At 70.8% G+C, this 24,984-nt stretch carries 28 protein-coding genes; 9 read left to right on the plus strand and 19 right to left on the minus strand.

Annotated elements, in window-relative coordinates:
- Positions 1-728 (plus strand): AI-2E family transporter (locus DI573_RS03505; protein WP_292810693.1); only part of this gene is annotated, 728 nt, incomplete at its 5' end.
- 30 nt (positions 729-758) lie between these two features.
- On the opposite strand, the gene DI573_RS03510 is transcribed toward DI573_RS03505, so the two are convergent.
- The 9 genes from DI573_RS03510 to rpsB all read right to left on the minus strand — a co-directional run bounded on the left by DI573_RS03510 (position 759) and on the right by rpsB (position 7,518).
- Complete coding sequence (locus DI573_RS03510) at positions 759-1,490, minus strand: alpha/beta fold hydrolase (RefSeq protein WP_292810695.1); 732 nt, start codon at positions 1,488-1,490, stop codon at positions 759-761.
- Positions 1,487-1,771 (minus strand): hypothetical protein, encoded by a 285-nt coding sequence (locus tag DI573_RS03515; RefSeq protein WP_292810775.1) that lies wholly within the window; start codon positions 1,769-1,771, stop codon positions 1,487-1,489. Before DI573_RS03515 ends, DI573_RS03510 begins: the two co-directional genes overlap by 4 nt.
- Before the next feature lie 5 nt (positions 1,772-1,776).
- Complete coding sequence (locus DI573_RS03520) at positions 1,777-2,532, minus strand: lytic transglycosylase domain-containing protein (RefSeq protein ID WP_292810697.1); 756 nt, start codon at positions 2,530-2,532, stop codon at positions 1,777-1,779.
- Between the two features lie 78 nt (positions 2,533-2,610).
- The gene (locus tag DI573_RS03525; RefSeq protein WP_292810699.1) at positions 2,611-3,186 is read right to left on the minus strand and encodes a DivIVA domain-containing protein; all 576 of its coding nucleotides are present in this window, start codon (positions 3,184-3,186) and stop codon (positions 2,611-2,613) included.
- Entirely contained in the window at positions 3,183-4,238 is a 1,056-nt protein-coding gene (locus DI573_RS03530; protein WP_292810701.1) for a phosphatidate cytidylyltransferase, read from the minus strand. The genes DI573_RS03525 and DI573_RS03530 overlap by 4 nt, the downstream gene beginning before the upstream one ends.
- Positions 4,239-4,250: 12 nt before the next feature.
- Entirely contained in the window at positions 4,251-4,805 is a 555-nt protein-coding gene (frr, locus tag DI573_RS03535; protein WP_292810703.1) for a ribosome recycling factor, read from the minus strand.
- 52 nt (positions 4,806-4,857) lie between these two features.
- Positions 4,858-5,574 (minus strand): UMP kinase, encoded by a 717-nt coding sequence (pyrH, locus tag DI573_RS03540; RefSeq protein WP_292810705.1) that lies wholly within the window; start codon positions 5,572-5,574, stop codon positions 4,858-4,860.
- A gap of 97 nt (positions 5,575-5,671) precedes the next feature.
- The gene (tsf, locus tag DI573_RS03545) at positions 5,672-6,499 is read right to left on the minus strand and encodes a translation elongation factor Ts (RefSeq protein ID WP_292810707.1); all 828 of its coding nucleotides are present in this window, start codon (positions 6,497-6,499) and stop codon (positions 5,672-5,674) included.
- Between the two features lie 65 nt (positions 6,500-6,564).
- Positions 6,565-7,518, minus strand: coding sequence for a 30S ribosomal protein S2 (gene rpsB, locus DI573_RS03550; RefSeq protein ID WP_292810710.1), 954 nt, complete (start codon positions 7,516-7,518; stop codon positions 6,565-6,567).
- A 355-nt stretch (positions 7,519-7,873) separates the two neighbouring features.
- Between rpsB and DI573_RS03555 the strand changes: the two genes are divergently transcribed.
- The gene (locus DI573_RS03555) at positions 7,874-8,365 is read left to right on the plus strand and encodes a M23 family metallopeptidase (RefSeq protein ID WP_292810712.1); all 492 of its coding nucleotides are present in this window, start codon (positions 7,874-7,876) and stop codon (positions 8,363-8,365) included.
- Between the two features lie 14 nt (positions 8,366-8,379).
- On the opposite strand, the gene DI573_RS03560 is transcribed toward DI573_RS03555, so the two are convergent.
- From DI573_RS03560 to DI573_RS03600, 9 genes are all read right to left on the minus strand, one after another.
- A complete protein-coding gene (locus DI573_RS03560; protein WP_292810714.1) occupies positions 8,380-9,297 on the minus strand; it encodes a tyrosine recombinase XerC in 918 nt (305 codons plus the stop codon).
- 52 nt (positions 9,298-9,349) lie between these two features.
- Complete coding sequence (gene dprA, locus DI573_RS03565) at positions 9,350-10,612, minus strand: DNA-processing protein DprA (protein ID WP_292810716.1); 1,263 nt, start codon at positions 10,610-10,612, stop codon at positions 9,350-9,352.
- Positions 10,609-12,135, minus strand: coding sequence for a YifB family Mg chelatase-like AAA ATPase (locus tag DI573_RS03570; RefSeq protein WP_292810719.1), 1,527 nt, complete (start codon positions 12,133-12,135; stop codon positions 10,609-10,611). Before DI573_RS03570 ends, dprA begins: the two co-directional genes overlap by 4 nt.
- The gene (locus tag DI573_RS03575; RefSeq protein ID WP_292810721.1) at positions 12,132-12,494 is read right to left on the minus strand and encodes a YraN family protein; all 363 of its coding nucleotides are present in this window, start codon (positions 12,492-12,494) and stop codon (positions 12,132-12,134) included. Before DI573_RS03575 ends, DI573_RS03570 begins: the two co-directional genes overlap by 4 nt.
- A 127-nt stretch (positions 12,495-12,621) precedes the next feature.
- The gene (locus tag DI573_RS03580; protein ID WP_292810723.1) at positions 12,622-12,948 is read right to left on the minus strand and encodes a DUF2469 family protein; all 327 of its coding nucleotides are present in this window, start codon (positions 12,946-12,948) and stop codon (positions 12,622-12,624) included.
- A gap of 69 nt (positions 12,949-13,017) precedes the next feature.
- The gene (locus DI573_RS03585; RefSeq protein WP_292810725.1) at positions 13,018-13,674 is read right to left on the minus strand and encodes a ribonuclease HII; all 657 of its coding nucleotides are present in this window, start codon (positions 13,672-13,674) and stop codon (positions 13,018-13,020) included.
- A complete protein-coding gene (lepB, locus tag DI573_RS03590; RefSeq protein ID WP_292810777.1) occupies positions 13,671-14,342 on the minus strand; it encodes a signal peptidase I in 672 nt (223 codons plus the stop codon). The genes DI573_RS03585 and lepB overlap by 4 nt, the downstream gene beginning before the upstream one ends.
- Before the next feature lie 225 nt (positions 14,343-14,567).
- Positions 14,568-14,915 carry a 50S ribosomal protein L19 gene (gene rplS, locus DI573_RS03595; RefSeq protein ID WP_292810728.1) on the minus strand — a complete coding sequence of 116 codons (348 nt, stop codon included), beginning with the start codon at positions 14,913-14,915 and terminating at the stop codon, positions 14,568-14,570.
- Between the two features lie 169 nt (positions 14,916-15,084).
- Positions 15,085-15,585 (minus strand): MFS transporter permease, encoded by a 501-nt coding sequence (locus DI573_RS03600; RefSeq protein WP_292810730.1) that lies wholly within the window; start codon positions 15,583-15,585, stop codon positions 15,085-15,087.
- Positions 15,586-15,698: 113 nt separating this feature from the next.
- On the opposite strand from DI573_RS03600, the gene map reads away from it, so the two are divergent.
- A complete protein-coding gene (gene map, locus DI573_RS03605; RefSeq protein WP_292810733.1) occupies positions 15,699-16,481 on the plus strand; it encodes a type I methionyl aminopeptidase in 783 nt (260 codons plus the stop codon).
- Between the two features lie 6 nt (positions 16,482-16,487).
- Here map and pyk read toward each other — a convergent pair whose 3' ends face one another.
- Positions 16,488-17,924, minus strand: a complete 1,437-nt coding sequence (gene pyk, locus DI573_RS03610) for a pyruvate kinase (protein WP_292810735.1) — start codon at positions 17,922-17,924, stop codon at positions 16,488-16,490.
- A gap of 124 nt (positions 17,925-18,048) precedes the next feature.
- On the opposite strand from pyk, the gene DI573_RS03615 reads away from it, so the two are divergent.
- From DI573_RS03615 to DI573_RS03640, 6 genes are all read left to right on the plus strand, one after another.
- Positions 18,049-18,711, plus strand: coding sequence for a GAP family protein (locus DI573_RS03615; protein WP_292810738.1), 663 nt, complete (start codon positions 18,049-18,051; stop codon positions 18,709-18,711).
- Between the two features lie 222 nt (positions 18,712-18,933).
- Entirely contained in the window at positions 18,934-21,510 is a 2,577-nt protein-coding gene (gene nirB / locus DI573_RS03620) for a nitrite reductase large subunit NirB (RefSeq protein ID WP_292810779.1), read from the plus strand.
- A complete protein-coding gene (nirD, locus tag DI573_RS03625; protein WP_292810741.1) occupies positions 21,507-21,896 on the plus strand; it encodes a nitrite reductase small subunit NirD in 390 nt (129 codons plus the stop codon). Before nirB ends, nirD begins: the two co-directional genes overlap by 4 nt.
- A complete protein-coding gene (cobA, locus tag DI573_RS03630) occupies positions 21,893-23,125 on the plus strand; it encodes a uroporphyrinogen-III C-methyltransferase (protein WP_292810743.1) in 1,233 nt (410 codons plus the stop codon). Before nirD ends, cobA begins: the two co-directional genes overlap by 4 nt.
- Entirely contained in the window at positions 23,122-24,267 is a 1,146-nt protein-coding gene (locus DI573_RS03635) for a uroporphyrinogen-III synthase (protein WP_292810745.1), read from the plus strand. The genes cobA and DI573_RS03635 overlap by 4 nt, the downstream gene beginning before the upstream one ends.
- The gene (locus DI573_RS03640; protein ID WP_292810747.1) at positions 24,264-24,974 is read left to right on the plus strand and encodes a CbiX/SirB N-terminal domain-containing protein; all 711 of its coding nucleotides are present in this window, start codon (positions 24,264-24,266) and stop codon (positions 24,972-24,974) included. Before DI573_RS03635 ends, DI573_RS03640 begins: the two co-directional genes overlap by 4 nt.
- Positions 24,975-24,984: the final 10 nt, after the last annotated feature.

Below are 24,984 nucleotides of genomic sequence, written 5' to 3' on the forward strand. Positions count from 1 at the left end.
AGGACTTCCGGGAATGGCTGATGGGCGTCTTCCCCAACCTCGACGTCGACGCGGTCTTCGCGTACGTGACCGACTGGTTCGACACGCTGGACTTCGCCGCGATCGGCGAGAGCGTCATCGTGGTCGGGGCGACGGTGGTCGCGGGGCTGGCCGGAGCCTTCATCGTCCTGATCCTGACGATCTACTTCACGGCGTCGACCCCGAACCTCAAGGCCGCCGTCTATCAGCTCGTTCCCGCCAGCAAGCGCGCCCGCTTCATCGACATCGCCGAGCAGATCACCGACTCCGTCGGGTACTTCGTCATGGGGCAGCTGAGCCTGGGCCTTCTCAACGGCGTGCTCAGCTTCATCTTCCTCTCGATCATCGGCGCGCCGTTCACCGCCGTGCTCGCGGTGATCGCGCTGTTCTTCTCGATCATCCCGCTCGTGGGAACCCTCACCGGGTCGACGATCATCGTCCTGACCTGCCTCATCCCCGGGCTCGGTTCCCCCACCACCGCCCTCATCGCGGCGATCTACTACCTCATCTACATGCAGCTCGAGGCCTACATCCTCGCTCCGCGCATCATGAGCCGTGCTGTCGCCGTGCCGGGTGCCGTCGTCGTCATCGCGGCACTCGCCGGCGGGTCGCTGCTGGGTCTGCTCGGCGCGCTCGTCGCGATCCCGGTGGCGGCCAGCATCCTGATCATCTATCGGCAGGTGATCATCCCGCGCCAGAACGAGCGCTGACGGGATGCCCGGCCCGGCGCGCCGGCCGGGTCAGCTGCGGGGCAGCGGACCCGACCACATCGTGGGCAGCGGGAGGGCCGCGGGGTTCACGGCGGCGACGATCTCGGTCAGCACACGCCGCGTCTGCGTCTCACCGACCCACAAGTGCTTGCCACCCTCGACCGGCACGATGAGCGCGTCCGGGACCGACGCGAAGCGTTCGCGCGCGGCATCCGGGCGCAGATAGTCGTCGAACTCCGGGATGAGCGCGATGAGCGGACGGGGATCGCCCGCCCAGGCGGCGACCTCTTCGTCGGTGGTGCGATGCAGGGGCGGCGAGAGCAGGATCGCGCCCGCGATGTCGTGGTCGCGACCGTACTTCAGCGCCAGCTCGGTGCCGAACGACCACCCGACCAGCCACGGCGCGGGCAGCCCGCGCTCTCGCACGAAATCCAGCGCCGCAGCGACATCGAAGGCTTCATCGTGACCGCCGTCGAAAGAGCCTTCGCTCGTGCCCCGCGGAGACGACGTTCCGCGCGTGTTGAAGCGCAGCACCGCGAGGTCGGCGAGCGCGGGAAGGCGGGCGGCGGCCTTGCGCAGGACGTGCGAATCCATGAACCCACCGGCGGTCGGCAGCGGATGCAGGGTGACGAGGGTCGCGACGGGTGCGCCGTGCTCGGGAGAGGCCAGCTCGCCGACGAGACGAAGACCGTCGATGGTGCGCAGTTCGATGTCCCCGCGACGGGCCGGCAGTTCGAGCGGGCCCCGGATCTCGATGCTCATGCGATCCTCCAACAGTGCGTGTGCCAGTGTCGCCGCGCAGCGAGGTCCGCCGCGGGGCCCATCACCCCGTCGGCCCGCCAGACGACCAGGTGCGCCGTGCCCGGTGGGATCGTGCGACCGCACCCCGGACAGCTGTACTCCTTGGCGGCCTGCGCCGCCGAGATGGGCTGAACCGTCCACTCGCCGCCACGGCGGGTCTCGGAGCGTTTCCACCCCGCGATCAACCGTTCGAGGCGATCGTCGCCCTCCGGCTCGGGGCGCCGCCTGTTCGAGCGCGGCATCGCCGTCAGTACCAGCCGCGCGCCTGCGAGTGTCCCCACGCGCCGCAGGGGGTGCCGTAGCGCCCGCCGATGTAGCCGAGGCCCCACGCGATCTGGGTCGCGGGGTTGGTCTCCCAGTCCGCGCCCGCCGAGGCCATCTTGTTGCCCGGAAGAGACTGCGGGATGCCGTAGGCGCCGCTGGATCGGTTGAGCGCATTGACCCGCCAGCCGGACTCCTTGTGCCAGAGAGCCACGAGGCAGCTGAACTCGGATTCGCCCCACCCACGCGCGGCGACCATGTCGTACGCGATCGCCTGCGCGGACCCCGGGTCGGGAGTGACCGCAGGCGGCGCCCAGCCCGTGGCGGACGACGAGCCCGATCCCGAAGAGCTCGAGGTCGCCACCGGAGCCGGAGGCGGGGTGGGCTTGGGCTTGACGTACACCTCGTAGCTTGCGCGCCCGAGAGCGGGCTCGTCGCTCTCTCCGGCCGCCGTCACGACGATCGACTGCGCGTCATCCTGCGCGACCGCGAACAGCGTCGTGGTCGACTCCTGCGCCGCGGCGTCGGCCTCGGCGAGGGCCGCGCCCGTGGGTTCGACGATGTACGCGCCCAGGAAGCACGCGGCGGCGATCGCCGCGAACACCCCCAACACCGGGCGACGACGGGACCAGCGCACCGGAGCGGCGGACGTCGTCCGTCGCGGGGTCGATGCGGGCGTCGACGTCTCGATACGGGCCGCAGCACGCGTCGGGACGGGGGTGATCTCGGAGCCCAGGGTCACAATGAGTCGAGTTTAGCGGCGCTCCGGCGCGGTCGCCACGCATGCGCGGGCGCGTCGCCCCGGCATCGACGGCGCCCGTCAGCGAACAGCAAGCATGACGTCGATGACGGCATCCAGAACCGCGTCGACCTGATTCTCTTGATAGCCCCGGCGCTGCATGCGGAACGCCACCCCGCGCACCTGCTCGACGCTGACCGGCCGGCCCTCCTGGAAGTAGCCGACGAGGCGGTCCGCCACGATGTCGACCTCGTCGACGCGGTAGCCGAATCCGAGCCATCCGACACGCGTGAAGCGAGTGCCCCGGGGTCGCGAGAGACGGTCGAGGATCACCTGCGCGTCGCTGCGCGCCCGGGCCACCCACGCGCGCGCACCTTTGGCGCCCATGGCCCGCTCGCGCTCGCGCGTCGCGAACGCGTCTTCGATGCGTGTCAGCGCAGCATCCACCGCCGGGATGCTGTAGCCACCGCGGACGAGGGGGAACGCCGCTCTGCGCACGGATGCGGCATCAAGCGGAGACCCCTCGCTCGCCTCGTCTTCGAAACGAGCCCGGGCGCGCTCGAGGAACTCGTCGACCGCCGCGCGCTCGTACCCGCGCTCGCGGCGCGGCGCAATCGGAAACGCCGGCGTGGCGTCCTGGGTATCGGCCGCGCTCATGCCGCTCCGAGCGGCGAGAGGAGGAGGAACAGGGCGAGGGCTGCGGGGGCGGAGGGCAGGATCGAGTCCAGGCGGTCGAGCACGCCCCCGTGCCCAGGCAGCCACGAACTCATGTCTTTGATGCCGAGGTCGCGCTTGAGCATCGATTCGCCCAGGTCGCCGGCGGTGGCGGTGCCGAGGATCACGGCGCCGAGGATCAGCCCGGTCCACCACGGCAGCCCGAGCATGAGCCAGGCGAGGAGGACGCCCGCGATGAGGGCGGCGGCGAATGCGCCGCCGAATCCCTCCCAGGTCTTCTTGGGGCTGATGCGCGGCGCCATGGGCGTGCGACCGATCGCGAGCCCTGTCGCGTAGGCACCGGTATCGGAGGCGACCGCGACGATGAGGAAGGCCAGCACCCACCACTCGCCGCCCTCCTGGCGCAGCAGAACCATCGCAAGGCCCGCGAGGAACGGGACGTAGAGCTGGACGAAGGCGCCGATGAGGACATCGGCGAGCACGTCGCCGTAGAGCCGTCCGTCGCGGGCGCTCATCTGCCCGAGAAGGCGCCAGACGACGACGACGGCGACGTCGACGAAGACCAGCACCCAGAGCGCCCAGAGATCGAGGAAGAACCCCGCCGCCACGAGCACCGGCACGAAGGCGAGCTGCGGCACGAGGTCGATCCGACGCCCCGACACCTGCAGTGCACGGCTCAGTTCGAACGTGCCGAGGACCGCGACCGCGAGGGCGAAGACCGCGAAGACCGCTTTGACGAAGATGAGCGAAGCGACGACGACTGCGCCGATCGCAAGACCTATGACGATGGCGACGATGAGATCTCGACCCGTGCGCTCTTTGAGGCGCTCGTTCGCCTCATCGAACTGACCCCGCGCGTGAGCGACCTGATTCTCGAATTCGGCGCGAGCGGCGCGCACATGCGCCTGGAAGGCTGCGGACTCCGGCGCGGCCTCCGCGCGACGGGACGACCGAGTGCGCTCTGCCGAACCGACACCCTCTTCGGGGGTGACCGGTTCGGGCGAGCGTGGCTGGTCGCCGGCGGGGTCGCTCATGGTGGGTGCGGCTCAGACCTCGAGCAGTTCCGTCTCCTTGCGCTTGAGTGCGTCGTCGATCTGGTCGACGTGGGCACGGGTCAGGGCGTCGAGCTCCTTCTCCCCGCGGGCGATCTCGTCTTCGCCGATCTCGCTCTTGAGCGCGTCGAGGTCGTCTTTGGCCTTGCGGCGGATGCCGCGGACGTGCACCTTCGCGTCTTCACCCTTGCCGCGCACGAGCTTGACGAACTCCTTGCGCCGCTCCTCGGTCAGCTCGGGCAGGGTCACGCGCACGAGGTTGCCGTCGTTCGTGGGATTGGCCCCGAGGTTCGGGGTGTCGCGGATCGCCTGCTCGATGGCCTTGAGCGCCGTCTTGTCGTAGGGGGTGACTACGAGAGTGCGTGCCTCGGGGTTGGCCAACGAGGCCAGCTGCGCGAGCGGCGTCGGCGATCCGTAGTAGTCCACCAGGATCTTCTGGAACAGCTGCGGGTTTGCGCGGCCGGTCCGTACGGTGGCGAAGTCGTCTTTCGCGGCCTCGACCGCTCGATCCATACGGGTGGCGGCATCCGCCAGGACGTCCGCGATCACGGTGTCTCCTTCGGTCGTAGAGCGTCTGTCAAGTCTATCGGCGGGCGGCCGCTCACGCCGTGACCAGCGTGCCGATCGCCTCGCCCAGCAGCGCCCGGGTCACATTCCCCGCGGGCTCCATGCCGAACACGCGCATGTCCATGCTGTTGTCCATGCACAGGCTGAAGGCGGTCGAATCGACCACTTTGAGGCCACGCTGCAGGGCGTCCGCGTACGTCAAGCGGTCGAGTCGGGTCGCGGTGGCATCGCGGCGCGGGTCGGCCGTGTAGACGCCGTCGACACCGTTCTTGGCGACGAGGACCTCACTGGCCTTGATCTCGAGCGCGCGCTGGGCGGCGACCGTGTCGGTCGAGAAGTAGGGCAGACCGGCACCCGCGCCGAAGATCACGACACGTCCCTTCTCCATGTGCCGTTCCGCGCGACGCGGGATGTAGGGCTCGGCGACCTGCGTCATCGAGATGGCGGACTGCACCCGCGTCGCGGCACCGGCCTGCTCGAGGAAGTCCTGCAGGGCGAGCGCGTTCATGACGGTGCCGAGCATGCCCATGTAATCGGCGCGCCCGCGGTCCATGCCGCGCTGGCTCAGTTCCGCCCCGCGGAAGAAGTTGCCTCCGCCGACGACGACCGCGATCTCGACGCGGTCCACTGCGGCGGCGATCTCCCGCGCCATCTGACTCACAACATCGGGGTTGACCCCCAGGGCACCCGCTCCGAACGCCTCTCCGGAGAGTTTCAGCAGAACCCGCCGTCGCCCGGTCGCCTCATCCATCACGTGTGTTCCTCTCGTCCTGTCCCAATGTACTGAAGGCCCCCGCGGGCAGAAAAAAGGCCCGCACCGCGTGATGCGATGCGGGCCTTTTCAACGACTAAGCGCCGACCTTGAAGCGGGCGAAGTCGGTGACCTCGATACCCGCGTCCTGGGCGACCTTCGCCACGGACAGCTTGTTGTCCTTGGCATAGTCCTGATCGAGCAGGGCGACCTGCTTGAAGAACGCGTTCACGCGGCCCTCGACGATCTTGGGCAGAGCCGCCTCGGGCTTGCCCTCGTTGCGCGAGATCTCGGTGACGATCTCGCGCTCCTTCTCGACATCGGCCTCGGGCACCTGGGTGCGGTCGAGGTAGCTCGGGTTGGCGAAGGAGATGTGCTGGGCGATGCTGCGCGCCGTCTCCGCGTCCGAACCGGTGTACGCCACGACCACGCCGATCTGCGGAGGCAGATCCTTGCTCGTCTTGTGCAGGTAGATCTCGAACGAGTCGCCCGAGAGCGTACGCACGCGACGCAGCTCGACCTTCTCGCCGATGATGGCCGCCTCGTCCGAGATGAGCTGTGCGACGGTACCGGCACCGGCCGCCGCCTCGAGCGCCGCCTCGGCCGAGTCCGCTCCCGCTGCGGCCGCTGCGTCGGCGACCTTGTCTGCAAGCGCGATGAAGCGGTCGTTCTTGGCGACGAAGTCGGTCTCACAGGCGAGCTCGACGAGCGTCACCCTTCCGTCGACCTCGCGGGCGACGACGAGCCCCTCGCTGGTGGAGCGGTCGGCGCGCTTGGCGTTGCCCTTCGCGCCCTTCAGACGCAGGATCTCGACGGCCTTCTCGACGTCACCGTCAGCCTCTTCGAGCGCCTTCTTGGTGTCGACCATGCCGGTCCCGAGCTGCTCGCGCAGCGCCTTGATGTCGGCGATCGTGAAGTTTGCCATGGGTCGTGGCTCTCCTTCTGGTGGTTCTGGTGTGGACTCGGACGCCGGCTCCTGCCGGCGAGGTGCTACTTGGCCTCGGCGGCAGGCTCGTCGGCCGCAGGAGCCTCGTCGGCCGGGGCTTCGTCGGCGACAGGCGCCTCGGCCGCGGGCTCTTCGGTGGCCTCGGCCGCGATGGCCTCGTCGTGCGCCTCGGCACCGGCGTCGTCGGCGGGCGTCTCGGTGGCCTCGGTGGCGACCTCCGCGGCGTCGGTGGTGACTTCGGCCTGCTGCAGCAGCTCGCGCTCCCACTCAGCCAGCGGCTCGGCGGGCTCGGACTCGCCGGCGGGCTGGTGACGCTGAATGAGACCCTCCGCCGCGGCGTCGGCCACGATGCGGGTGAGCAGGCTCACCGAACGGATCGCGTCGTCGTTGCCGGGGATCGGGAACTGGAACTCGTCGGGGTCGGCGTTGGTGTCGAGGATGCCGATCACCGGAATGCCCAGCTTCTTGGCCTCGTCGACGGCGAGGTGCTCGCGCTTGGCGTCGACGACCCAGATCGCCGAGGGCGTCTTGGTGAGGTTGCGGATACCGCCGAGCGACTTGTGCAGCTTGTCGAGCTCGCGCTTCTTGATCAGCAGTTCCTTCTTGGTGAAGCCGCTGTCCGCCGGGTTGTCGTAGTCGAGCTCCTCGAGCTCCTTCATGCGGGCGAGGCGCTTGCTCACCGTCTGGAAGTTGGTGAGGAGACCGCCGAGCCAGCGCTGGTTGACGTAGGGCTGGCCGACGCGGGTCGCCTGCTCGGCGATGACTCCCTGTGCCTGCTTCTTCGTACCCACGAAGAGGATGGTGCCGCCGTGGGCGACGGTCTCCTTGACGAACTCGTACGCCTTGTCGATGTACGACAGCGACTGCTGGAGGTCGATGATGTGGATGCCGCTGCGCTCGGTGAGGATGAAGCGCTTGACCTTCGGGTTCCAACGACGCGTCTGGTGTCCGAAGTGCACGCCCGAGTCGAGCAGCTGGCGAATGGTGACGACGGCCATGGCCGTTCTCCTTGTCTGGCGCGATGCGCCGTTTGCGGTTCTGCGCCGCTCCTGCGGAGGGCGATCCTGGTGCCCGGCGCACGCCCGCCCGCCTCTATCGAGACGGGACCGGTGGGAGTGGATGCCGCGGCTGCGAGATCCGGAGATCGTGCAAGCCGCTCTGGGCACGCGAAGTCACCCCGAAACCGGGGTGCTCCATCAGTGTATCAGCCGGACCCCGACCGCCGATCCCTCCCCCGACCGGACGCGCGGAGTCGAATCCCCCGCGCGTCCCCGACGCGCTCGGACGCGACGCGCGGGGTCGGACGATGTCCATATGCTGTCTTCGTCGGCTCGTGCGAGCCTCGCCGCTTTCGTGTTGACTTCCGTGCTCCTGATCGCGCACTCCGCCGCGCCCCCTGCCGCGGGCGCTGAGCGATCCGAGGCATCGTCCGCGGCGCCGCGGTGGTCGTGGCCCCTCGCCGCGCCGTTTCGTGTTGTTTCCGCCTACGCGGCTCCCGCGCACGAGTACGCCCCCGGCCATCGGGGAATCGACATCCGACCGCTGCACGGTACCGCCGTGCGTGCGCCCGCCGACGGGCTCGTCGCCTTCGCGGGTCGCGTCGTCGACCGCGGCGTCGTGACGATCGATCACGGCGACGGACTCGTCTCGACGCTCGAACCCGTCGCGTGGGCTGTGACGGCGGGCGCACCCGTGCAGCGAGGGGATGTCATCGGAGACGTGGATGCCGGGGGCCACTCCGAACCGGGTGCGCTGCATCTGGGGGCCCGCGTACACGGCGCGTACGTCGATCCGCTCCTCCTGCTCGGCGGCGTTCCGCGGGCCGTGCTGCTGCCGCTCGGGTGATCCGAGGCGCGCGCTCAGGCCCGTGGGTGGGCGAGTCGGTAGGCGGCCGTGAGGCGTTCGGTCGAGACGTGTGTGTAGATCTGGGTCGTGCCCAGGCTCGCGTGCCCCAGCATCTCCTGCACGCTGCGCAGATCCGCTCCCCCGTCCAGAAGATGCGTCGCGGCGGAGTGACGGAGGGCGTGGGGGCCGACGGTCGCGACTCCCAGCACGGGCGCGATCCTCGCGGCGACGACGGTGTAGACCGCGCGTGGGGTGATCCGTGCTCCTCGGGCGCCCAGGAAGAGGGCACCCCCGACCGAAGCTCCGCCGCCGCGGGCGAGGAGAGCCGGACGGGATTCGGACAGATAGGCGTTCACCGCCTCCTCGGCAGGAACACCGAAGGGGACCATCCGTTCCTTGGATCCTTTTCCCCGCACCAGCGTCGTACGACGAGCCCGATCGAGGTCGTCGATGTCGAGCCCCGTCAGTTCCGAGACGCGGATGGCCGATCCGTACAGCATCTCGAGCATCGCGTGATCGCGCAGCGTGATCGGATCGGCGCCGGCAGCGTCTGCCTTCAGATCATCGAGTGCCGCGCGCAGGCCATCGGCGGTCGCCACAGCGGGCAGCGTACGCGCACGGCGCGGCGCGACCAGACGCGGTGTCGGATCCGTCCCGATCAGGCCGCGCTCCCGAGCCCACCCGAAGAAGGCGCGTGCCGATGCGGTGCGTCGCGCGAGGGTCGAGCGCGCGTCCCCGCGTTGCGTGGCACGCCACAGCCACTCCCGCAGCACCTCGAGGTCGGCGTCGGCCGGTCCGAGCGCCCCGCCCCGCTCCGCCATCCGTGCGAGATCTCGAAGATCGCCCCGGTACGCGCGCACGGTCGCCGGGGCGAGCCGGCGCACGTCGGTCAGGTGTGCGGCGTACGCATCGATGGCGGCGTCCCACTGCATGCCTCCAGCATGCGCGCCGTACCGGACCCACGCCTCGCGGCACGCCGCACGATCATCCGCGCATGGACTCGGCGGACCGCCCGCCGGCGCGGCGCCATCCTCCGTCGGCCGACACCGCCAGCCCCTCGAGCGCGAGGAGGCCCAGAAGAGGCTCGACATCAGCCGCATCGAGGCCGGCTCGGCGCGCCAGATCCTGCGTCGAACGCGTGGCTCGGGCGCTCAATGCATCGAGTACCCGCGTAGCGTCGTCGGTCGCGCGCCCCGCGCGAGCAGCGTGCAGCGCCGTGGTCGCGTCCCCGCCGGTGCCCGCATCGTGCGCGGGATCGCGCGTGGGCCGCCCGAGGAGCTCGAGCACATCGTCTGCGTGTCGGATGCAGATGGCGTCGTATTCGCGCAGCAGCCGATGACAGCCCGCGGAGGCCGCGGAACTGACGGGTCCGGGCACCGCTCCCAGGGGACGACCGAGTGTCGCGGCATGTCCGGCCGTGTTCAGGGATCCGCTGCGGAATCCCGCCTCGACGACGATCGTCGCCTGCGAGATCGCGGCGATCAGCCGGTTTCGCTGCAAAAACCGCCATTTCGACGGCGCGGTTCCGGGCGCCACCTCGGCGATGACCGCACCGCGCTCGATGACACCCGTCAGCAGCTGCGAGTGACCCGTGGGGTAGGCGCGGTCGGCGCCGCCCGCGAGCACACCGATCGTCGTGCCACCGGCGTGGAGGGCGGCCCTGTGGGCGGCACCGTCGATGCCGTACGCGGCTCCCGAGACCACGATGAGTCCGCGTGCAGCGAGTTCTGCGCAGATGTCGACCGCAACCCGCTCTCCGTAAGCGGTCGCCGCCCGCGCCCCGATGACGGAGACTCCGGCCGCGCCGTCGAGCTCGCGGAGGCCGGGGCCCCGAACCCAGAGCGCGTGCGGCGCGTGCGCTCCGAGGTCGTCCAGTCCGGCCGGCCAGTCCTCATCGCCCGGAACGACGATTCTCATTCCCGTTCGTCGCGCGACGCGCACCGCCGCCTCGATCGCGTCCTCCGTCATCCGCGGCACCCACCGCGCCATCCCCTTGCTCAGCTGCGGATCCACGGCCGACGTCGGCGTCATGCGTCGAAGTGCCCGCAGCGCTTCGGTCGCGCCATGGGCGGCGATGAGACTGCCGGCAACACCGTCGCCGGGCTCTGTCAGCACGCTCCAGATCGCGCGGGCGGCCGCGTCCGCGACCCGCTCGTCATCGTCATCGGTCCCTCGCAGCGGCCCCAGGCGCTGCCGCAAGTCATCGGCACCCGAATCGAGCCAGGGATCCAGGTCTGTCACGCTCATGCTGCCGTCCCCTTCTTCATGTACAGCGCGCGGCCGATGTCCTGGCCGTCGGGCGCCGCCCGTCCGCCCAGATCGGCGAGCGTCCACGCGACCCGCAGGATGCGGTCGTAGCCTCGCAACGTCAACGCCCCGCGCTGCAGCGCCGTATCGAGGGGGCGGCGGACGGCAGGCGGCACCGCACACGGACCCTGCCGCAGCCAGGTACCCGGGACGTGGGCGTTCACGCTCCAGGGCGTTTCGCGAAGTCGATGTTCGGCGCGCTCTCGCGCATCGCGCACACGCCGACGCGCCTGAGCGGTCGTGACGGATGCCGTCGTCGCCGCCGCCGCGACCGCGCCGACCCTCTCGACGTGCAGCTCGATGTCGATGCGGTCGCGCAGCGGGCCCGACAGCCGACCGAGGTAGCGGCGGATCGCCTGCGGAGGGCAGGTGCACTCGCCTCCGCGCACCCCGTGGTTGCCGCACGGACAGGGATTCGTCGCGGCCACGAGCTGAAACCGCGCGGGAAACGTCGCCTGGACGCCGGCGCGGTGGATGGTGATGCTGCCGGTCTCCAGCGGCTGCCGCAGCGCGTCGAGCACGTTGCCGGCGAACTCCCCCGCCTCGTCGAGAAAGAGGACGCCGCCCGTCGCGCGCGCGATCGCCCCGGGGCGCACGATCTTCGAGCCGCCACCCACGAGCGCGACCATCGAGGCGCTGTGATGCGGAGCCTCGAGGGGAGGCGTGCGATCCAGCGCCACGACGACCTCGCCCGCGAGCGAGCGCACCGCCGCCACCTCGAGCGCCGCCGCCTCGTCGAGGGGCGGGAGGATGCCGGGCAGCCGCTGGGCCAGCATCGTCTTGCCCGCACCGGGCGGGCCGGACATCAGCACGTGATGGCCGCCCGCCGCCGCGGCGATCAGTGCATCGACGGCCTCGCGCTGGCCGATCACGTCGGCAAGCTCCGGGGGCGAGGCGGGACGCGCGGTCATCACGCCCGAGGGCACAGGGGGCAGATCGATGTGTGGCGCATCGCACCCGTGCCAGCGCGCGACATCGCCCAGAGTGGCGGCCGCCAGCACCGTGATCCCGTCGACGAGTCGCGCCTCGTCGCCGTTCGCGTGCGGCACCACGACCCTTGTCATACCGGCACGTGCCGCGGCGAGTACCGCGGGCAGCACGCCGGGAACGGGGCGCAGACGCCCATCCAGTCCCAGCTCGCCGAGGTGCACCGTGCGCGCGAGCGACGCGAGGTCGAAGCCGCCCGCGGTCGCCAGCGAGGCGATCGCGATCGCGACGTCGAACCCCGAGCCCTGCTTGGGCAGGCTCGCCGGCGAGAGATTGACCGTCAGCCGACGGTTCGGCAGCGGCATCCCGCTGTTGGCGGTCGCGTTCCGCACCCGCAGCTGCGCCTCGCCGAGCGCCTTGTCCGGCAGCCCGATCAGGCGCAGCTCCGGCAGCTGATTCGACAGATCGGCTTCGATCTCGACGATCGAGCCCTCGAGCCCCGTGAGGGCGACACCCCAGGTCCGCGCGACGTTCACCGCAGCCCCTGGAGGTGTTCTATCGACGCGGTCGCGAGGTCGCGTCCCGTGATGGCGATCGCGTCGAGGCGGATGCTACGTCCCCACGCCGCGTCGGGATGAGCGATGACCCACGCCACTGCCAGGCGATGCATCCGCAGGAGCTTCCGGCGGGTGATCGCCTCGAACGGATGGCCGTAGCCGAGACCTGAGCGGGTCTTGACCTCGACGAAGGCCAGCGCGTCGGCGCGCTCCGCGATGATGTCGATCTCTCCCTGAGGGCACCGCCAGTTGCGTTCGAGGATGCAGAAGCCGGCCCGTTCGAGATGCCCGACCGCCCGATCCTCGCCCGCGCGCCCGCGCTCGTCCTTCTCCGCCACGTCGCCCTCTCCCCCGCGCCCGGTGCAGGCGCGACGGGATCAGCCTCACGGCCGCGGCGACGGAGGCGGGGCAGAGGGCGCGGATCCGGGGACGAGCCCGGCACCGTGCCGCCTGGGGAGGAGGGGGCTACTCGCCGTCGAGCGAGAGCTCCTGCGGCAACTCGAAGTCGCGGCGCGAGAGCTCCTCGATGTTGACGTCCTTGAAGGTCAGCACGCGTACCGCCTTAACGAAGCGGTCGGCGCGATAGATGTCCCAGACCCAGACGTCGGACATCGTGATCTCGAAGTAGAAGTCGTGCTCGGTGTCGCGGCGCACGACATTGACCTCGTTGGCGAGGTAGAAGCGGCGCTCGGTCTCGATCACGTACTGGAACTGCGAGACGACGTCGCGATATTCGCGGAAGAGAGCCAGCTCCAGCTCGCGGTCGTAGTCCTCGAAGACATCGTCATCCATGGTTCCTCCAGTGTAGTGAGGGACGCGGCGGCGACCGCCCACTCGGCGGGCGACCAGCACTCGGCGGGCTCAGAACAGCGTCGCCGGCTCGATGGCCCAGGAAGCCCGGTGATGCGGGCTGAGGCCGTGTTCGCGGATGGCGGTGCGGTGATCGAGGCTCGCATACCCCTTGTTGCGGGCCCATCCGTACTCCGGCGCATCGTCGTGCAGGCCGATCATGAGCGTGTCCCGGGCGACCTTGGCGATCACCGAGGCGGCCGCCGCGCTGGCGCAGTCACGGTCGGCCTTGACGACCGGACGCACCGTCAGCCCCGTCGCCCCGGCGGCGGTGATGTAGTCGTGGTTGCCGTCGAGGATCACGATCGCTTCGCCGATCTCGATTCCGTGTGCCTCGAGGTCGGCGAGTGCCCGCACGGCCGCCAAGCCCAGCGCGCGCATGATGCCGACGTCGTCGATCTCTGCGGCACTCGCCCACCCGACCCCGCTGGCCAGAACCCACGAGCCCGCTCGAAGGGCGACATCCGGACGCCGGGCTTCGGGCACGAGCTTGGAATCGCGCAGGCCCGCCGGGACGCGTTTGCGCGCCCTCGGAGCGTCGATCGCCGTCGCCCCGACGGCGACGGGGCCGGCGAGGGCGCCGCGGCCGACCTCGTCGCAGGCGATCACGAGCGGCACCTCCCGGAGCAGACGACGCTCCAGGGTCAGACGCGGCTCGGTGACGCTCACGGGGCGTCGGCCTCCGCCGCCTCGGGGACGCCCGCGAAGACGTCGTGGTGGAAGTCGATGCCGCCGAGCCGATCGAACGGGTAGGTGATCAGGAACGCCCGGCCGACGACGTTGTCGATCGGCACGAAGCCTCGACCCGGTTGGTCCTGGTTGTAGCGGGAGTCCTTCGACCGGTAGCGGTTGTCGCCCAGCACCCACAGGCTGTCCTCCGGCACAACGACGTCGAAGGCGTCGGCCGACGCCGCGGTCTCGCCGACGGGCATCACCAGATAGGAGGACTCGTCGATCGGCACCCCGTTGACGGTGATCTGCCCGAGGGCGTTGCAGCAGACGACGTGATCGCCCGGCAGGCCCACGATGCGTTTGATGAGGTGGTCGTCGCTGTCGGGTGCGGCGAGCCCCACGAGCGAGAGCGCCCACTCCCATGCCTCGAGCACCGGCGGCCGGTCCGGCTCCGGAGTGGGGGCGAGCCAGCCGCCCGGGTCACGGAACACGACGACGTCGCCGCGCTCGTAGCCGCCGAAGCGTGGGGTGATCTCATCGACGAGGATGCGGTCGTTGATGAGCAGCGTGTTCTCCATCGAACCCGAGGGGATGTAGAACGAGCGGACGAGGAACGTCTTGACAAGAAACGACACCAGGACCGCGATGAGCACGATGATCACCACATCGCGCGCGAGCGCGAGCGCGCTTCGGCGCCTGCTGCGGGTCGGCGGCGGGTCTTGGGTCTCAGTCACGGCGGTGCTCACGGTCTCGATCCTTCACGGCTCCGGATGCGCATGCGCCGCTCTCCAAGCGTCGCACATCGCGACCGGGGCGGACCCCGTGCCACCCGGGCAAAAAAACGAAGACCCCGGGCATCCGGTGCCACGGGGTCTTCGCCAAGAGCGCGATCAGCGGTCGCGCTTCTCCTTGATCTTGGCCTTCTTGCCGCGCAGCGCACGCATGTAGTACAGCTTCGCGCGGCGCACATCGCCGCGGGTGACGACCTCGATGTGGTCGATGATCGGGCTGTGCACGGGGAAGGTGCGCTCGACGCCCACCTGGAAGCTGATCTTGCGCACCGTGAAGGTCTCGCGCACGCCATCGCCCGAGCGGCCGAGCACGAAGCCCTGGAACACCTGGATGCGGGAGCGGTTGCCCTCGGTGATGTTGACGTGCACCTTGACGGTGTCGCCGGGGGCGAAGTCGGGGATGTCGGAACGGAGCGAGGCCGCGTCGACGGCGTCGAGGATCTGCATGATCGTCTCTCTCTGCGGCCGCCACAGGTCGACCGCGGATGAAGGTGGGTGAGAATTCGTTGTGCTCTGCGGGATCTGACGATCCGCGGGCTCCCCTGAGGCAGAGCCGGTGACGGCACAAGGGCCCATTCTGCCATGGATGCCGGAGCCGGACAAACCGCGCAGCGGCTCAGCGGGCGGCGCCCCCGGGCCGGTCGGCCTGCTCCGTGACGATGAACACATCGGGTGCCGCCGTCTGGGGCGCAGACGCCTGGGCATCGCCCACCGTGGCATAGCGGAGCATGACCCTGGAGCCGCCGGCCCGGGCCTCATTCCACAGCTGCCAAAGGCTCAGCCAGAACAGGGCGAGCCCCGTGAGGATCGCACCGACGAGCACGGGCACGAACCACGCACCGTCGTAGAAGCCCACGGCGATCGTCAGGCCGTGCCACAGGGTGAAGCCTGCGACATCCGCCCAGGACACGGCCCGCTCCGCCCGGACGGTGGGACGGGCACGCACCAGCATCGCCAGGACCAGCTGACCGATCAGCACGGAGGGGACGGCGATGAAGAGCACCCACAAGAACACCCAGGCACCGGCCTGGAAGACGCCCCACCCGACCAGCAGCCAGAGGGGAAGCAGGAAGGCGGCGGGGATCAGCCACCCGAAGAAAGCCCGGCGCAACCACATGGTGCGAGCCTACGCCGGGTCGGTCCGCGCCGGACCCGGCGCCCGCGTTGCCCGGCGACCTCCCAGGGGCGCCCGCCGCGATCGGACACAATGGAGCGGGCGAAAGGAACAGAATGATCGAACTGCGCACCCCGGCCGAGATCGAGCAGATGCGACCGGCGGGCCGATTCGTCGCCGAGACGTTGGCGACGCTGCGCGACGAGACGCGCGTGGGCACCAATCTGCTCGACATAGATCGCCGCGCGCATGAGCTCATCCGCAAGGCCGGTGCGACATCCTGTTACATCGACTACCACCCCTCCTTCGGGGCGAGCCCGTTCGGCAAGGTCCTCTGCACCTCGGTCAACGACGCGGTGCTGCACGGGCTGCCCTTCGACTACACGCTGCGCGACGGAGATCTCGTCTCGCTCGATTTCGCCGTCTCGATCGATGGCTGGGTCGCGGACTCGGCCGTGTCCTTCGTCGTCGGGACCCCGCGCGACGAGGACCTGCGCCTGATCGAAACCACCGAGAAAGCGCTGGATGCCGCAATCGGCGCCGCCGTCGCCGGCAACCGCATCGGCGACATCTCGGCCGCCGTCGCTGAGATCGCGCGCGGGGCGGGGTATTCGATCAACACCGACTTCGGCGGCCACGGGGTGGGACGCGAGATGCACGGCGACCCGCACGTGCCCAACGACGGCAAGGCCGGCCGCGGCTATCCGCTTCGGGCGGGGCTGGTGCTGGCGCTCGAGCCGTGGTTCCTCGCGAGCACCGACCGTCTCATCACCGACGCCGACGGGTGGACGCTGCGCAGCGCCGACGGGTCGCGCGGAGCTCATTCCGAGCACACGATCGCCATCACCGAGGAGGGCCCTCTCGTCCTGACCGATCGTTCCTGGCTCGGCGTCGCCTGAGCCCGCTCATCCCGCGACGGCCGGCAGCGCCCGGCCGTCGCCGATGCGGTGCACCCGCACGTTGTTCGTCGATCCCGCGATGCCCGGGGGCGCCCCGGCGGTCATGATGACGGTGTCGCCCTCGCCCGCCCGCCCGCCGCCGATCAGCACATCGTCGATGATGCGCATCAGCTCGTCCGTGTTGACCGCGCGCGGCACGAGGAACGTCTCGACGCCCCAGCTCAGGGCGAGCCGCGAGCGGGTGCCCGCCAGATCGGTGAAGGCGAGGATCGGGACCGGATGCCGCAGCCGAGCCATGCGTCGGGCAGAATCCCCCGACTGGCTGAACACGCAGACATAGCGCGCGCCGACGAAGTCGGCGATCTCGGCGGCCGCAAGGGTCATCGCCCCGCCTTGCGTGCGGGGCTTGGTGCCGAGCGGAGGCACACGTTCGAGCCCATGCTCCTCGGTCGAGGCGATGATCCGCGCCATCGTCTCGACGACCGTCACGGGGTGCGCACCCACGCCGGTCTCGCCCGAGAGCATGACCGCGTCGGCGCCGTCGAGCACGGCATTGGCCACATCCGAGGTCTCGGCCCGTGTGGGCACGGGGTTCTCGATCATCGACTCGAGCATCTGCGTCGCCACGATCACCGGCTTCGCCCATCGCCGCGCGTCCTGGACGGCGCGCTTCTGCACGATCGGCACCTGCTCGAGCGGCAGTTCGACGCCCAGGTCGCCGCGCGCGACCATGACCCCGTCGAAGGCGTCGACGATCTCGTGCAGCGCCGCGACGGCCTCGGGCTTCTCGATCTTCGCGATCACGGGAACGCGGCGGCCCTCCTCCGCCATGATCCGGTGCACGGGGATGACGTCCTTCGGCGAGCGCACGAACGAGAGCGCGATCAGATCCGCACCGAGGGCGAGCGCCCATCGCAGGTCCTCCTCGTCCTTCGCGCTGAGGGCGGGGACCTTGACGGCCACCCCCGGCAGGTTGATGCCCTTGTTGTTCGACACCGTTCCCCCGACGACGACCTCGGTGATGACCCGCACGCCGTCGCTCTCGAGCGCGCGCAGACGCACCTTGCCGTCATCGATGAGGATCGTGTCGCCGGCCGCGACGTCGCGGGCCAGCTCCGAGAACGTCGTGCCCGCGATCTCCCTCGTGCCCACCACGTCCTCCGTCGTGATCGTGAAGCGGTCGCCCGCGGCGAGAAGATGGGGACCGTCGGCGAAACGCCCGAGCCGGATCTTGGGGCCCTGCAGATCGACGAGCACGCCGACCGCACGTCCCGTGGAATCGCTTGCGCGCCGCACGTGCGCGTAGACGCTCTCGTGGACGGCGTGACTTCCGTGGCTGAGGTTCAGGCGCGCGACATCCATGCCTGCGCGCACGAGCGCCTCGATGGTCTCATACGAGGAGGACGCGGGTCCGAGAGTGGCGACGATCTTCGCGCGGCGCATGCGTGTCCTTTCGACCCCCGACGCTCGGGATGAGTCGATTCTGTCGCCTGGGGGGACCTTCGACATGAACAGGGTGTAACGAAATGCGGCGCGCGGCAGCCCGGCCGCATGCCAGGATCGCGATATGAACGCCGTGATCGGCGAGATCCTGCCCCTCGCGCTCGCGGCAGGCCTGAGCCCCATCCCCCTCATCGCGGCCGTCCTGCTGCTGATGTCCGGCCGACGGGCGTCCGGCGCGTGGTTCGCCGTGGCCTGGTTCGGCGGAACCCTGGCCGTGGTCGCCGTCGGTGTCGCGGCGGCCGGTGTGCTCTCGGCGGCGGACTCCACGACGACGCGTCCGATCGTGGCGTGGGCCAAGATCGTGTTCGGCCTCGTGCTGCTCGCCCTCGCCGTGCGGAAGATCCGCTCTGCGCGCACGGGCGGCGGCGTCCTTCCCGGGTGGATGTCGGGGCTGGAGACCGCGACACCCCCGCGCGCCGCGGTGCTCGGGCTGCTGCTCTCCGGCGCCAACCCGAAGAACGCACTCCTGGGCCTGGCCGCCGGTCTCACCATCGGCACGGGCTCCTCGGAAGCGGGCGCGGTATGGGCTCTGCTGGCGGGTTATGCGATCGTCGCGACGCTCGGGGTGGGCGGTCTCGTCGTCTGGACCCTGCTCGCGCCCGCGTCCTCCGCACGCACGCTGGCCGAGGTGCGGCGCTTCCTCACCCGCCATAACGCGGTCATCATGGCGCTGCTGCTGATCGTCTTCGGCGTCGTGCTCGTCTCCGACGGCATCCGCGCTCTCTGAGACCGCTCCCGCGGACATCTCACAATGCCCTCCCGCCGCACGTGAGGGAAACGTTCGCTCCGGGTAACGGAACGAACGGGTCGCCGGAAACACCGTGTTCCTAGCCTCTCTGGCATGACCTCGAACGCAGACCGCACCCCGGCCGGCCGGTCGACGCCCGAAGTCGACGGATCGAAACACGGAACGAATGCCGCGGCAACATCACCCGGATACGGTGGCCGCATGCTCCACCCGGACTCCACGCCGCACATCGTCGTGGTGGGGGCGGGCATGGTGGCCCACCGTTTCGTCGAAAGCCTGCTCTCCGGCGGCGACGCCGGCTGGCGTGTCACCGTCATCGGCGAGGAGTCCCGGCATCCCTACGACCGCGTCGGGCTGACCGGCTATTTCGCCGGCGCCGATGCCGATGACCTCACCCTCGACCGCGCGGTCCTCGACGATGAGCGTGTGCGGTTCGTCCGTGGCACGGCGGTGACGGCGATCGATCGAGATGCCCGTGCCGTGACGACGGCCGCCGGCGAGCGGATCGGCTACGACCGTCTCGTCCTGGCGACGGGATCGTACGCGGCGCGACTCGCGGTGGACGGCTTCGGGCTGGAGGGATGCTTCGTCTATCGCACGCTCGACGACGTCGAGGCGCTGCGTGGATTCGTCGAAGCGCGCCGGGCGCAGTTGGGTCGCCCCCTGACCGGCACGGTGATCGGCGGTGGCCTGCTGGGCCTCGAGGCCGCGGGGGCCCTGCAGAGCCTGGAGGTCGAGAGCACGGTCGTGCAGTCCTCCGACCGGCTGATGTCCGCCCAGCTCGACCAGCCCGCGGGCGCGGCGCTCTCCCGGCTGATCGAGGGACGCGGCATCCGGGTCAGGACCGGCGCGATCACCACGCGCCTGGATCCGGATCGCGAGGGCCGCGTGAGGGGGCTGGAGTTCCGCGACGGCACGTGGGAGCGCACGGACGTCGTCGTCTTCACCGTCGGAGTGCGCCCCCGCGACGAGCTCGCCCGTTCCGCGGGGCTGGCCGTGCACGAACGCGGCGGCGTACTCATCGACGCCGAATGCCGCACAAGCGATGACCGCATCCTCGCGATCGGCGAGGTGGCCAACTTCGACGGCCTGTGCGTGGGCCTCGTCGCCCCGGGCTACGCGATGGCCGAGGTCGCCGCGACGCGCCTGCGCGGCGCCGACGCCTCCTTCCCCGGCTACGACCTCTCGACCAAGCTCAAGCTCAGCGGCGTCGACGTGGCCAGCTTCGGCGACGCGTTCGCCACCACACCCGGTGCTCTGGACGTCGTGTACGCCGACCCGGTCGCGGGCGTGTACAAGAAGCTCGTCCTCTCGGACGACGCCAAGACTCTGCTCGGCGGCATCCTCGTCGGCGACGCCTCCGCCTACGGATCGCTGCGTCCCCTCGTGGGCGGGGCGCTCGGGGGCGATCCCGCGGCATACCTCATGCCGGAAGGGGGCGTCGCCGCACCCAGCGGAGACCTGCCCGACACCGCACTGGTCTGCTCGTGCAACTCGGTGACGGCCGGAACCATCCGGCACGCCGTGCACGAGGAAGGCTGCGCCGACGTCGCCGCGGTGAAGTCCTGCACGAAGGCGGGGGCTGCGTGCGGCTCCTGCGTCACGATGATCAAGAAGCTCGTCGGCACCGAGCTGACGAAATCCGGCGCGAGCCTCAGCAGCGCGCTGTGCGAGCACTTCGATCTCTCGCGCCGTCAGCTCTTCGACGCGGTGCGCGTGTCGGGTCTTCGCACCTTCAGCGCCGTCATCGAGCGCTTCGGCACAGGACGCGGTTGCGACATCTGCAAGCCCGCGCTCGCCAGCATCCTCTCCACCCTCGTCGGCGGGCATGTGCTGGACGGCGAGAATGCGACCCTGCAGGACACCAACGACCACGTGATGGCGAACCTGCAGAAAGACGGCAGCTACTCCGTCGTGCCGCGCATCGCGGGGGGCGAGATCACGCCGGAGGGTCTGCTCGTGATCGGGCAGGTCGCCAAGGACTTCGGGCTCTACACGAAGATCACGGGCGGACAGCGCATCGACATGTTCGGTGCACGGCTCGAGCAGCTGCCCGACATCTGGAAGCGTCTCGTCGACGCCGGCTTCGAATCCGGGCACGCCTACGGCAAGTCCCTGCGCACGGTGAAGTCGTGTGTGGGCTCGACCTGGTGTCGTTACGGCGTGCAGGACTCGGTCGGCATGGCCGTGCAGCTCGAGCTGCGCTATCGCGGTCTGCGCTCGCCGCACAAGATCAAGCTCGGCGTCTCGGGGTGCGCACGCGAGTGCGCCGAGGCACGGGGCAAGGACGTCGGGGTCATCGCGACCGAGGCGGGCTGGAACATGTACGTCGGGGGCAACGGGGGCTTCACGCCCCGCCACGCCGTGCTGCTGGCCGAGGGCCTCGACGACGAGGCACTGCTGAGGGCCATCGACCGTTTCCTGATGTACTACATCTTCACCGCCGACCGCCTCCAGCGCACGGCACCGTGGTTCGAGGATCTGGAGGGCGGCATCGACGAACTGCGCGCCGTGATCTTCGATGACAGTCTGGGGATCTGCGCCGACCTCGACGCCGCCATGGCCACCCACGTCGCGAACTACGAGGACGAGTGGAAAGCGACCCTCGAGGATCCCCAGAAGCTGCGCCGCTTCGCCTCCTTCGTGAACGCGCCGACGACCCCCGATCCCTCGCTCGCCTACACGGCCGAGCGAGGTCAGCCCCGCCCGGCGTCCGCCGCCGAACGCGAAGACGCACGGGTCCTGATCGCCGGAACCACCCTGGAGGTGCGCCGATGACCATCGCCGACACGAAGACGGATTCCGACGCCGCGAACCCGCGCGCGCCGTGGGTGCGCGTCTGCCCGCTCGCCGATCTCGAACCCGAGCGCGGGCGCGCCGCCCTCCTGGGCGGCGCGCAGATCGCCCTCTTCCTCACGCACGATGGCCGTGTGCACGCTGTGTCGAACTATGACCCCTACAGCGGGGCCCATGTCATCTCCCGAGGTATCGTCGGGACGAGGCAGGACGCCCCCACCGTCGCCTCGCCGATGTACAAGCAGGTGTTCGATCTGCGCACGGGTTCCTGCCTCGACACGCAGGGCAAGGAGCCGCGCACCCTCACCGTCTGGCCCGTCGCGGTGCAGGGCGACGACGTCTACGTCCGATCCGAGGAGCTGACATGACCACGATGCTCGGCATCTCGCTCGCCGGACGCGACGTGCTCATGGTCGGCGGGGGCGCGGTCACCGCGCGCCGGCTGCGGCGCCTGCTCGAGGACGGCGCCCGGGTGCGGATCGTGGCGCCGCAGCTGAGCGTGGAGGTGCGCGAACTGGTCGACGCGCGTGCTCTCGAGTGGATACCGCGCCCTGTCCGCGTCGACGACGTCGAGGGTGCGTGGCTCGTCCACACCGCCACGGGTGACCCCCGCATCGGCGCGCGGGTCGCCGAGGCCTGCGAGCAGCGACGCATCCTGTGCGTGAACGCCTCGGACGGCGCGCATGGCACGGCGCGCCTGGCGGCGGAGGCGCGCTCGGGCGATGTCGTCGTCGGCGTCGTGTCCGACACGGGGGTCGACCCGCGCCGCGCCGCCCGCCTGCGCGACACGATCGGGGCCCTGCTGAGGGAGGGGCGACTGCCGCTCCGGCGGCGGCGCGCGGGTGCCGCCGGTCGTGTCGATCTTGTGGGCGGCGGGCCGGGCCCGACCGACCTGATGACCGTGCGCGGCCGTCGACTGCTCGCCGAGGCGGACGTCGTCGTCGCCGACCGACTCGGTCCCACCGACGTCCTCGCCGAACTCGATGCCGACGTCGAGGTGATCGACGTCGGCAAGCGCCCGAATCACCACCCGGTGCCGCAGCACGAGATCAATGCGCTGCTGGTGGCGCACGCGCGCGCGGGCAGGCGCGTCGTACGCCTCAAGGGCGGTGACCCGTTCGTCTACGGCCGCGGCGGCGAAGAGGTCGCCGCGTGCCTGGCCGCCGGCATCCCCGTCGAGGTCGTGCCCGGGCTGACGAGCGTCGTGTCCGTGCCGCAGGCGGCCGGCATCCCCATCACCCACCGCGGCACCGCCGCATCCGTGCACATCGTCAACGGACAGGCCGAGGTCAGCGCCAGCACCCTCGCCGCCCTCGCGGACGAGACGGTCACGACCGTGGTGCTGATGGGAGTGGCCGCGCTCCCCCGCCTCGTCCACGCCGCCCAGGCTGCGGGCGTGCCTGCCGATCGCCCGGTCGCGATCGTCGAGAACGGCCACACCCCCCACCAGCGGACCACGCGCACGACACTCGCGAGCGCGATCGCCGATGCGACCGCGGCCGGGGTGCAGAATCCCGCCGTGATCGTCGTCGGCGAGGTGGCTCGCGCCGATCTGCTGATGCCCGACAGGGCGTGGGCGGAGGGCGCGACCCGGTGACCTCCCCGACCCGCCCCACCCTGTCGGCGGCCCTCGAGGGCTGCACGATCGTCATCGCCGTCGACCGGCGTTCGGGCGAGCTCGCCGCCGCGCTCGAGCGTCACGGCGCCCAGGTGCGCCACGCGCCGGCGCTGACGATCGTGCCGCACATCGACGACGAGGCGCTGATCGCCCGCACCCGGGAGCTGATCGACGCGCCGCCCGAGATCGTGGTCGCCACGACGGGCGTCGGATTCCGAGGCTGGATGGAGGCCGCTGACGAGGCGGGTCTGATCGATGATCTGCACCGCGCGCTCGAGGGCGCGCAGATCGTGGCCCGAGGACCCAAGGCGCGGGGCGCGATCCAGCAGGCCGGCCTCACCGCGGATTGGGTCGCCGAGTCCGAGACCTCTGCCGAGCTCGGCGAGTTCCTTCTCGCCGAAGGCGTCGAGAGCCGCCGTGTCGCCGTGCAGCATCACGGGTCCGGCGCGGACGGACTCGACGAGCTCTTCGAGGGGCACGGGGCGGATGTCGTCAGCTTGACCGTCTACCGCTGGGGTCCGCCGCCCGACCCGGAGGCGGTGCGTCGCTCGGTGATCGCCACCGGCGCGGGTGAGATCGACGCCGTGCTCTTCACCTCCGCCCCCGGCGCCGAGGAATGGATCAGTGCGGCGCGGCGCGAGGGCGTCCTCGATGACATCCGCGACGTGTGGGCCGCGGGCCGGGTGCTGATGGCCGCGGTCGGACCGATCACGGCCGGACCGCTGGTCGATGCCGGTGTATCGCCCCTCGTCGCCGAGCGCGGCCGGCTCGGATCCCTGGTCCGGGCCGTCGTCACGCACTTCGGCGGCGGACACGTCGCGGGGCTCGACACCACCGCCGGACGACTCGAGCTGCGCAGCTCCGGCGCGATGCTCGATGGTCGGCACATCCCGCTCTCCCGCACGGGAGTCGATGTGCTCGCCGCGCTGTTCGCCGCGGCGGGGGGCGTCGTGTCACGCGCGAACCTGCAGGGCGCCCTGCCGCGCTCGGGCGAGAACACCCACGCCGTGGAGATGGCCGTCGCACGCGTCCGAGAGGCGCTCGCGGCCCCGGACCTCATCAAGACCGTCGTCAAGCGGGGCTACCGCCTCAACGTCATCGAGGCGGAGGCACAGCCGTGACGCCCACGCTCATCGCCTGTTCGCACGGCACGCGGTCACCGGAGGGTCGCCACGCGATCAGCACGTTGCTCGACCAGGTGCGCGCACTCGTTCCGGGTGTCCGGGTCGAGGAGGCCTTCGTCGATGTCCAGGAACCGGCCATCGACGAGGTGGTCGCTTCCGCCGTCACCGGGGGGCCGGCGGTCGTGGTGCCCGTGCTCCTGTCCACGGGCTACCACACCCGCGTCGACATCGCCCGGGCCGTCGCCGCACACCCCGGCCGTGCGATCGCCGCCCCCGCTCTGGGGCCGCACGACCTCCTGGCCCTGGTGCTCGAATCGCGCCTCGGCGATGCCGACCTGCAGGGCGGGGACGCGATCGTGCTCGCGGCGGCGGGTTCGAGCGATCCCGCCGCCGCGGTCGACGTGCAGGCGATGGCCGACCGCCTCGCGCGGTGCGTCTTCGCGCCCATCACCGTCGGCTTCGCCGCGGGCGCCGAACCGCGCATCGACGCGGCGATCGAAAGCGCGCGGCGAGCGGGCGCCGAGCGCGTCATCGCCGCCAGCTACGTTCTCGCACCGGGCTACTTCGCCGATGTCATCGGGCGGGCAGGAGCCGACCTCGTGACGGCCCCGCTTGCCCCCGACGTCCGCATCGCGGCGCTCATCGTGGAGCGCTTCCGGGCCGCGGCCGCACAGCTGCACGCGGCCGCCCCCGTCGCGGGCTGAACCGCGAGCG

The organism is Microbacterium sp. (assembly GCF_003248605.1).
Lineage (GTDB): Bacteria > Actinomycetota > Actinomycetes > Actinomycetales > Microbacteriaceae > Microbacterium.